Annotated in this window: 7 protein-coding genes and 1 pseudogene; 4 read left to right on the top strand and 4 right to left on the bottom strand. The window is 55.0% G+C overall.

Annotated elements, in window-relative coordinates:
* Nucleotides 1-38: 38 nt before the first annotated feature.
* Both P2081_RS05920 and P2081_RS05925 read left to right on the top strand, forming a co-directional pair.
* A complete protein-coding gene (locus P2081_RS05920; RefSeq protein WP_278921940.1) occupies nt 39-788 on the top strand; it encodes a hypothetical protein in 750 nt (249 codons plus the stop codon).
* A gap of 154 nt (nt 789-942) precedes the next feature.
* Nucleotides 943-1,287, top strand: a complete 345-nt coding sequence (locus P2081_RS05925; protein WP_278921961.1) for an HGGxSTG domain-containing protein — start codon at nt 943-945, stop codon at nt 1,285-1,287.
* Nucleotides 1,288-1,480: 193 nt separating this feature from the next.
* Here the strand turns inward: P2081_RS05925 and P2081_RS05930 are convergent.
* The 4 genes and pseudogenes from P2081_RS05930 to P2081_RS05945 form a co-directional block, all read right to left on the bottom strand.
* A pseudogene (locus tag P2081_RS05930) lies at nt 1,481-1,768 on the bottom strand (ATP-binding protein); the annotation flags it as partial.
* A gap of 145 nt (nt 1,769-1,913) precedes the next feature.
* Nucleotides 1,914-2,426 carry a hypothetical protein gene (locus P2081_RS05935; RefSeq protein ID WP_278921941.1) on the bottom strand — a complete coding sequence of 171 codons (513 nt, stop codon included), beginning with the start codon at nt 2,424-2,426 and terminating at the stop codon, nt 1,914-1,916.
* Between the two features lie 60 nt (nt 2,427-2,486).
* On the bottom strand, nt 2,487-3,788 hold the full coding sequence (locus tag P2081_RS05940; protein ID WP_278921942.1) for a plasmid recombination protein: 1,302 nt from the start codon (nt 3,786-3,788) through the stop codon (nt 2,487-2,489).
* 250 nt (nt 3,789-4,038) lie between these two features.
* Nucleotides 4,039-4,344, bottom strand: coding sequence for a hypothetical protein (locus P2081_RS05945; protein ID WP_278921943.1), 306 nt, complete (start codon nt 4,342-4,344; stop codon nt 4,039-4,041).
* A 4-nt stretch (nt 4,345-4,348) separates the two neighbouring features.
* On the opposite strand from P2081_RS05945, the gene P2081_RS05950 reads away from it, so the two are divergent.
* Complete coding sequence (locus P2081_RS05950; protein ID WP_278921944.1) at nt 4,349-5,851, top strand: DUF1254 domain-containing protein; 1,503 nt, start codon at nt 4,349-4,351, stop codon at nt 5,849-5,851.
* 87 nt (nt 5,852-5,938) lie between these two features.
* A complete protein-coding gene (locus P2081_RS05955; protein ID WP_278921945.1) occupies nt 5,939-7,489 on the top strand; it encodes a DUF1254 domain-containing protein in 1,551 nt (516 codons plus the stop codon).
* Nucleotides 7,490-8,160 lie beyond the last annotated feature (671 nt).

Below are 8,160 nucleotides of genomic sequence, written 5' to 3' on the forward strand. Positions count from 1 at the left end.
CGGTGGGAAAGGGATCATTTTTTTCGAAAGGCCGCCTCATGATCGGAGATATGGTTTTCCTCCAAATTCTCATCCAGGACATGCTGCGCGTGTTTCGCCGCCTAGAGTATGTCGAGCTTGGGCTGTTCATGCGCATTGTACTCGAAAATTGCCTGCACCAAGGTCCATTGCAGCGAGACGACCCTGGGCTTTTTAAACTTCTCGGGGCCAAAACCAAGAAAACCTTCAACCGCACGCTGGAGGTCTTGATCGAAAAGGGCGTGGTTCGAGACGAAAACGGTGCCATCATGGCACCTCTGGCTGAGAAAAGTATCAGTCATTTTCAAAATCGCTCTGGCACGGCTAAACGCGCCGTTGCGAGCCGCAAGGATCGGCAGCAACACAGCTCCGAAATGGATGCATCGCCGCCCGAATTCGCGCCCCCTGCCCTGGAAAGCAGTCGCTTTGAAGCCGCCTCCCAAATTGGCCAACATGAAACTCGAGAAAAAGGCGATGCAAATCAGCAGCTGCCATTTGATCGCTTGCTCACAGAATTGCAAAGCCATGCGCTCGACGGGGGGCACCCGAACCTCGCAGAGGGGCTTATTGAGGAAGGTGCCCAGCGCCAGGTAGAGGCATGGTGTACGTTGGGATTGCCCCACTCAAAGATCGTCGCAACCATCGTCAAGACCATGCAAAAGAAGGGCCCTAGGCGGATCTCCTCCTGGAGCTATTTTGACCAGCCTCTGCAGGAAAGCGCGGGCTCGTTTTTGTGGGACCAACGGCATCTGACTGCCCCTCAAGCTTAGGCTTCAACGCACAAGGCAAAATGGCCAATTAAGTGCCGAATATGGGCTACGGGAAGAAGTGAAACTCCATGGGGTATTACTGGGATGATGAAGTGTGACGATTTTTGAGAAAAAAGTTATGAGAAATCCCCGCAGGAAAAACGAATCCAGTTGGATGGAGCTGGAAGAGGTTTATCGCCGTTCAAATATAGAATACCGGAGTTGCCCCTTTGAGGCCGTAACAGGCCGCAACCACGAGCGGGTTTGTCACGTTTGCCTCTTGGGAGGCTGCCGGGATCTCATCACTTTGGGGCTCGATGACGAGGGGAGAGCCCTTCCACCGGCGGCGCGTCCCCGATGTGGTGCAAAGAACCGGAAAGGCTCCCATTGCAAACTACCGGTGGCGCCCGGCAAGCGGCGTTGCCGGTACCACGGCGGCGCCTCCACCGGCCCCAAGACCGCTCAGGGGCGCGCAAAAATTGCAGAAGCCCAGCGCAAAAGATGGGCTAGACAAGGATGATCACATTGGGCAACCCTGCAAAGGCGCTTCACTCCCGATGGGACTATGGGAACAGGCATGCCCACACGCGCAGCTTTGATCACATGATTTAGTTACCCTCGTAACATCGCATGGAGCCCAAATTAGGGCTATGTCTGTCTGTTGATTGTCACTGAGAACTGACCCGGTATTTTCACCGAGATTTGACCCACCTTCAGTTATGCGCTGTAGTATATGATGTGGTCAATGTTGCGGTCTCCTTTCCTGTTTTCTTTGCAGCCTCAGAGCTGGCTTTGAAGCGGTAGCTGTCGTTTCCGGTTTCCAGAATGTGACAGCGGTGTGTGAGCCTATCGAGGAGCGCAGTGGTCATCTTGGCATCTCCGAAGACCTGCGCCCATTCTGAGAAGCTGAGGTTGGTGGTTATGATCACGCTGGTGCGCTCATACAATTTGCTGAGCAGATGGAATAGAAGCGCACCTCCAGACGCGCTGAATGGCAAGTAGCACCGTTGTAGCACTGCGCATCTAACAGCAACGCAGAAAGCCGCCCTGAGGCGGTGCTATGCGTCTTATTTCATTTAGTAATTATTGGTTGCGGGAGTAGGATTTGGCCTGTGGCGAACGATTTTTACGGATTTCTCCTGAGCTTCACGCGGAGGTGAGTTCTGAACTCTCATCACAGCCATCTTTACCCTGAGACTTTTCCGCCTCGCGTTGTGCCTCTTCTTTCTGCTCACGCAGATCATCTTCAACCCGCTCGAAGACGCCCTCTGGCATTGGGCTATGTTTTGCGATGCGGCGGCGATTGCCGGCGGTCGCCAGCATGCAGACCTCGTAGTAAAAATCCTCAACGGCTTCGGGCTCGTTTTCCGCCAAAAACCCGATCCAATCTTCGATCGTTTCGGCGATCGCCTTTCGGGCGGCCTGTTGTGTGGCCTCGTCCTTTCTGGACATATTCGCCGCGACATTCGCGACCTTGAACATAGCGGCTTGCATCGCCGGGCTCATTGTCGCCGCAGCAAGGTTCTTACGGGTGGCTTTGACGGGCTTGCGGAACATACGTTTGCTCATTTGAGTGTCCTTTGGTTTGGTGTTTTTACCGCTTGAGGCGGGATTGCCCCGCGGCATAAAAATTAGATAAAAACGTTTTTCTGTGGGCAATCGTCTTTTCCCGGAGAAAATGGTGCGAGAACCATTCAACTATCTGTATTATATATATTTTTATTTTTCCCGCCTCTTTGTGGATCTTTCATGTGAAAGATTTCCCGCCGAAATCGTCATTTTAAGACGTCGAGCCAGGTCTGGAAGTTTACTGATATTGCCCGACAGGTCGGCTCCCAAAGCCCCGCCAATCCTGGCCAACAGGGCTCTCACCTCTTCAAGCGTTTTATTGGCAGCCTGGAAATCCTGATTGACCCTCTCAAGCGCTTCGTTGCGCGCCGTCTTGAACATCGCGCCCCATCCACGGCGGAAGGCCTTTGCAATGCGCGATGCCCCTTTGGGTGAACGTTGCGCATGTCGCTGTGCCCGCAAGAACACCGCGTCCTGTTCGCGCCCTTTCACTGGCACCAACGCGTCCTCAGCAGTTTGCGCAACAGGATCGACCGCGCCCTGCGCCACCGCATCGGTGATTTCAATGATGGTCTCTGCCTCCGCCGCTTTCTCTTCTACGACGGCCGAGCGGGTCTCAAGGTCACGCTCACGCTTGGCCAGCTCAAGGTCCTTCTTGCGCCGCCAGTCGCGCGTTTTGCTGTGCATCCGCTTTGGAGGCGGTGTCTCGCACTTGGCGATGGCCTCGCGGTATGCCTCCTTACGCCGCTCCCCACGATCAAGACCGATCTCGGAGAACCATTCGCCAACGCTATCTTGGGCGTGCTCATAATCTTCGATCACATCAAACTTGGAAGGCTGCAGCATTTGCCGGGTCGCAATGACTTTTTTCTCACCGGTCTTTTTGTCCTTGCGCGTCATCTCAACCTGCACGCGCGGCAGGATCACAGCGTGAATGTGGTAGGCCTCTTCATCGAGGTCCGCACGAGCATGGATGACATCATCGCCAAATGCACCCTTCAGCCAGGCAATCGACCGCTCTTCAAAATCCGAGATCCGTTGATTGTGCTCGACACCTTCGCCGAACACAGCTGCGGGGTCAGCATCGAACCATTCTTTGTTGGCCGTCAGGATCACCTCGCGCATCGGCCCGTGCCGCGTTGGCCGCCAGGGGTTGTGCGGGCCTTCTGCCAGCCGCTTCTGGATGTCTTTTTTTCGCTTGCGCTGCTCCAGGGCTTCCAGTTCTGCCGCAAAGTTCTGCGCCTTAATAGCTGCGATCTCCGCCAAGGCATTGGCAGCCCAGTCCTCGCCTCCGATCAGCAAGCGATTTGGCGCTGGCGGATGTTCAAGAATGTGGCCGATGTCACCGCCGACCCGCTTGCGGTGTTTCTCATAGCCTGCGAGGTGTTCAGGCCCGATACCCTCAAAGCGTAGGACAACCGGGTAGCGTGTTTCGAAGTGTGAACCATCCATTTTTCATCTCCTTGGTGGTGGAGACGAAAAAATGGTTATGCGGTTTTCGAGACCATAATTTGGATGCGTCGAAAGTTGCAGGTGAAAGAAATCGCCTCAGCGATGGACCGGCAAGGGCCGATCAAACGCAAATGGATTCGGGCGGAAAGTCTGAATTCGCCGCGCTTGCGAACACACACTGTCAAACACACGAAAGCAGCTATTCAGGACCCAGGTTCGACGCGCCGACCTGCTGCAACAACTGCCAAAGTCAGCAATGCGCAAAACGGAGTTTGCAAAGTCCGTCTTTCGGCCTGGGAACACAGCCTGCGACCGCTGCGATGCCGCGTGAAAAGCGGTCATTGATGAGAGGTGCAGCGAAATTTTGGGGTTGGAGGGCAGCACTGCGGGACACAGCGGTCATCCAGGTGATTTCGTCAGTTGCTGGTGTGGAGCCTAAAGATGACGGTCCAAAGCGGCACCGGATTGTGCTTTGCTTTGCTTTGCTTTGCTTTGCTTTGGTGAAACCGTAGTGTTGAGACAGCACAATCATTAATTGAATAAGAATCAGGAACAATATTATGATCCGCTCAACCACTGCGCGTGGCCTTTGTCTTTCGATCCTATTGTCATCACCTGCAGTCTCTCAGGTTTCGCAGGAAGAACTCGACGCGATCTCCATCCCCGACAAGGTCGAGACAGCAATCGGGACGCTGGAGTTTTTTGATGGCGTACCGACGGACGCCACGATCTCTACCGTCTATGATAACCTCGACCGCATGCGCGGCATCGACGTGTTTCTCGACAATATCGGCGCCGTGTCGATGTACAGCGTGCGCAAAGGGCTGGCAGATGCCGGGGCAGAAGGGGCGAACAAGATCGCCCTTTTCGGAAATTTGATGGATTCTCAGACCCTTGTGGTCACGGCCAACACCTCGACGCTCTACGCCTATACTTATACCGACCTTGCCAAGGATGGCCCGACGGTGATCGAGGTTCCGCCGGGGATGCTCGGCTTTCTCAACGATGCGTGGCAGCGTTTCGCCGGAAATATGGGCGTCACCGGGCCGGACAAAGGCAAGGGTGGTAAATATCTTGTCGTGCCCCCCGGCTATGCCGGTGATATTCCTGACGGATACTTCCTTTTGAAGCCATCGACCAACCGGAATTTCCTTTTTCTTCGGGGGTCGATCGCAAATGGGCTTAAGCCCGCGGTCGAGAATATCGAATCGAAGCTGCGGGTCTATCCGCTGAAAGATGAGGCCAACCCGGCAGTGACAGAGTTCGTCAACGTATCCAATAAGGCGTTCAATACCGTGTTTCCAAGCGACTTCAGTTATTTCGAGATTCTGGACGAGGTGATTCAGGGAGAACCAATTGAGGCAATCAGTCCAGACGTGCGTGGTGAGATCGCGGCGATCGGTATTGTGAAGGGTCAGACCTTCGCGCCGGATGACCGGATGAAGCAACTGTTGACCGAAGCCGCCACACTCGGCGCCGCTTCGGCCCGCGCCATCACCTATCATCCCCGTATCGCCGGGGTGAGTATCTACCCCGATGACCCCAAGAGCGTCTGGTCCACCGCCTTCGCCAACAAGAACACCAGCTTCGAGGCGGATGGTACAATGGGACTGGATGCGCGGGCACTGTATTATTTCAATGCCGGTGGCGTGACCCCGGCCATGGCCGCCACTACGCCAGGCGCAGGCTCGGATTATGGTTTGGCGGTCCTTGATGCCAATAAGCAGGCGTTTGACGGATCAAGGACCTACAAGCTCACCCTCCCCAAGGACGTTCCGGTCAAGGATTTCTGGGCTGTTACCCTCTACGATACCCAGACCCGCTCGCAACTTCAGACCGGGCAGCCATTTCCAACTATCGGCAGTCAGACCAAGGGCATGACCCAGAACGCGGACGGGTCCTACGACGTGTATTTCGCGCCCGAGGCACCGGAAGGCAAGGAAGGCAACTGGCTGCAGACCGTTCCAGGCAAGAGTTGGTTCACGATCCTGCGCATGTACGGCCCGCTGGAATCTTGGATCGACCAGAGCTGGCGCCCCGGCGAAATCGAATTGGTTGAATGACTGCATCGGCGGGGCAGTTGTCCCGCCGAATAGCACCGAATGCCTGTCACGCATCAGTGTGCCGGAATTTACATAGAGGATAAAGAGATGATGACACAGACACACGGATATCCGGGCGCGCCGTTTGCCCCGACGTGGATCAGCGCGGTGCTGGCACGTTCGAGTGAAGTGCTGAACTCCACAAAGCGTCACGCGATCAAAGCCTTGGCGGCCATCTCCCTTGTCGGCATGACCGCTGGCGCACAAGCCCAGACAGAGCAGAAACCGGAGGACATCGCAGCGCAGGCCTATATCTACGGCCTGCAACAGGCAATTTATTATGGACAGCGCTGGGTTTACACCCAGAATGACGACAAGGACAACATCGTCTACGCCGGTCTGAACCAGTTTTCCTGGGTGCGCAAACAGATCACACCGGATTATCCGGTGGTTACGCCGAACGCGACCACGCTCTATGGCGCAGGCTTTCTCGATTTGCGCGCAGGGCCGGTTGTCGTCGAAGTGCCTGAAATCACCGACCGCTATTTCAGCGTTCAGATCATGGATCAGTACGGTATTTTCCGGATGATCGTCGGGTCACCCTTCAATGGGACAAGGGCGCGGAAATATATTCTGGTCCCGCCAGGATTCACCGGCAACCTTCCGGCCGATTTTCCAACCACCGAAATAGTACAATGGCCGGCCCTGACCGCTTACGGTGTGGTGCGGATGGCTGTCGAAACCGGGACGGATGCCGAAATCAAGACAATCAACGGCTATCAGGATCAGGTGACAATCACGCCTTTGGCTGACTGGCTGTCCAATGGCAACAAGGGCATCGCCCAAGCCGACAGAGAGATCGTGAAGGGCGATTTCCTCATCCCCAATGGTCTGCCGGAATATCAGTTCGGTCAGGTCGACAAACAGACTGCCGAGCAATATTTCACGCTGCTCAGCGTAATCCTGAATGATCCGACTATGCCAACGCTCACGGATTCGATAAAGGAAGCCAACATGCTCAGGCAGCTTGAGGCGTTCAGTATCGGCAAGGGCCTGAGCTTTGACTGGTCCAAGCTGACGGCAGAGCAGCAAACGGCACTGGAGTCCGGGTTTAAGGCCGGGTTTAACAGCGTGCGTCAAACGATGAAGAGCAATATGATAAACATGAACGGCTGGGGCGTTGTGCGAAATGACGGCGGATTTGAAACCCGCTGGATGGACCGGGCGATCATTGCGGATGCGGCCTGGGCGGCGCCCGACAAAAATATCTCGCATGGTGGCGCGTTCTTGTTCACCGATTCCGACGGCAATCCCTTTAACGGCAAGAGCAAATATACCCTGACTTTCGACATGAATGATCTGCCGCCCGTGACGCAGTTCTGGTCAATCCCGATCTACGACGCCAACGGGTATTTCGTTGCCAATGAGATCAACCGCTACACTGTAAACAGCTTCATGCTGAAATCTGGTGAACTGGCGGCTAAGGATGGTAAATTGGTGATCTACATCCAGAACGAAAAGCCCTCTGATCCGGATCAGGTTAAAAACTGGCTTCCGGCACCTGCGGCCGGCTTCCGGTTCACGTCACGGTATTACGGACCCTATGCGCCGCTGACCAACGGCACCTACAACATGCCCAAGGTCATCAAGGAAGAATAAACGCCAGACAGCTAGGGGCAGTAGTCCATTGCCCCCTAGCTTCCCTGCCTCGCAACGGCGGTAATGAGATGATCCTGTCACATCCGGCTCCGGCTAGCGAAATACCAGATTAAAATTGAAGAGCCGTCTCCTTGGCTTGGATTATCATTTCTGCTGCGGGATTTTCGCTATAGCGCAGTTGGCCAGTTCAGTAAATTTCGTGGCTGAATCAGCGAACGTAAAACCCGAAAAACTTCAGGCTTTGATGCACCCCAGTAGCTCGCTGCGAGCGCGAGTGACCTTTGCCAAAACAACGTCTGCATCGGGCTCTCACCCGCCGTTCGCCTCGCCAGCACACCAAATCGGCACTGAGACCGGAGGTCAAGGTCAGCTGAGCGGGACTTTCCCGACCTTCGTTTTTCGCGCTTTGCTGACGCAGCATTTGCTCGCACTTGCGGCACGAGTGTTGTTGCATCGCAGCGTGTGTCGCCATTCCAGCCGTTCAAGAGAGGTGTTTTGGGTGGAACCGAGACCGTGCTTTCGCTGCATGCGGTCCAGACAAACAAGACGCGGACAAAGCCGACCTCTGGTTTTTATTTGAGGATGTCTGCTTTACAAACGGCTACCGCCTACAGACTTTAGCTAGTATCAGAAGTTAATAGGTGTTTATGACAAGCTCCTTCACCACACGA

The organism is Pseudophaeobacter profundi, assembly GCF_029697505.1.
Lineage (GTDB): Bacteria > Pseudomonadota > Alphaproteobacteria > Rhodobacterales > Rhodobacteraceae > Pseudophaeobacter > Pseudophaeobacter profundi.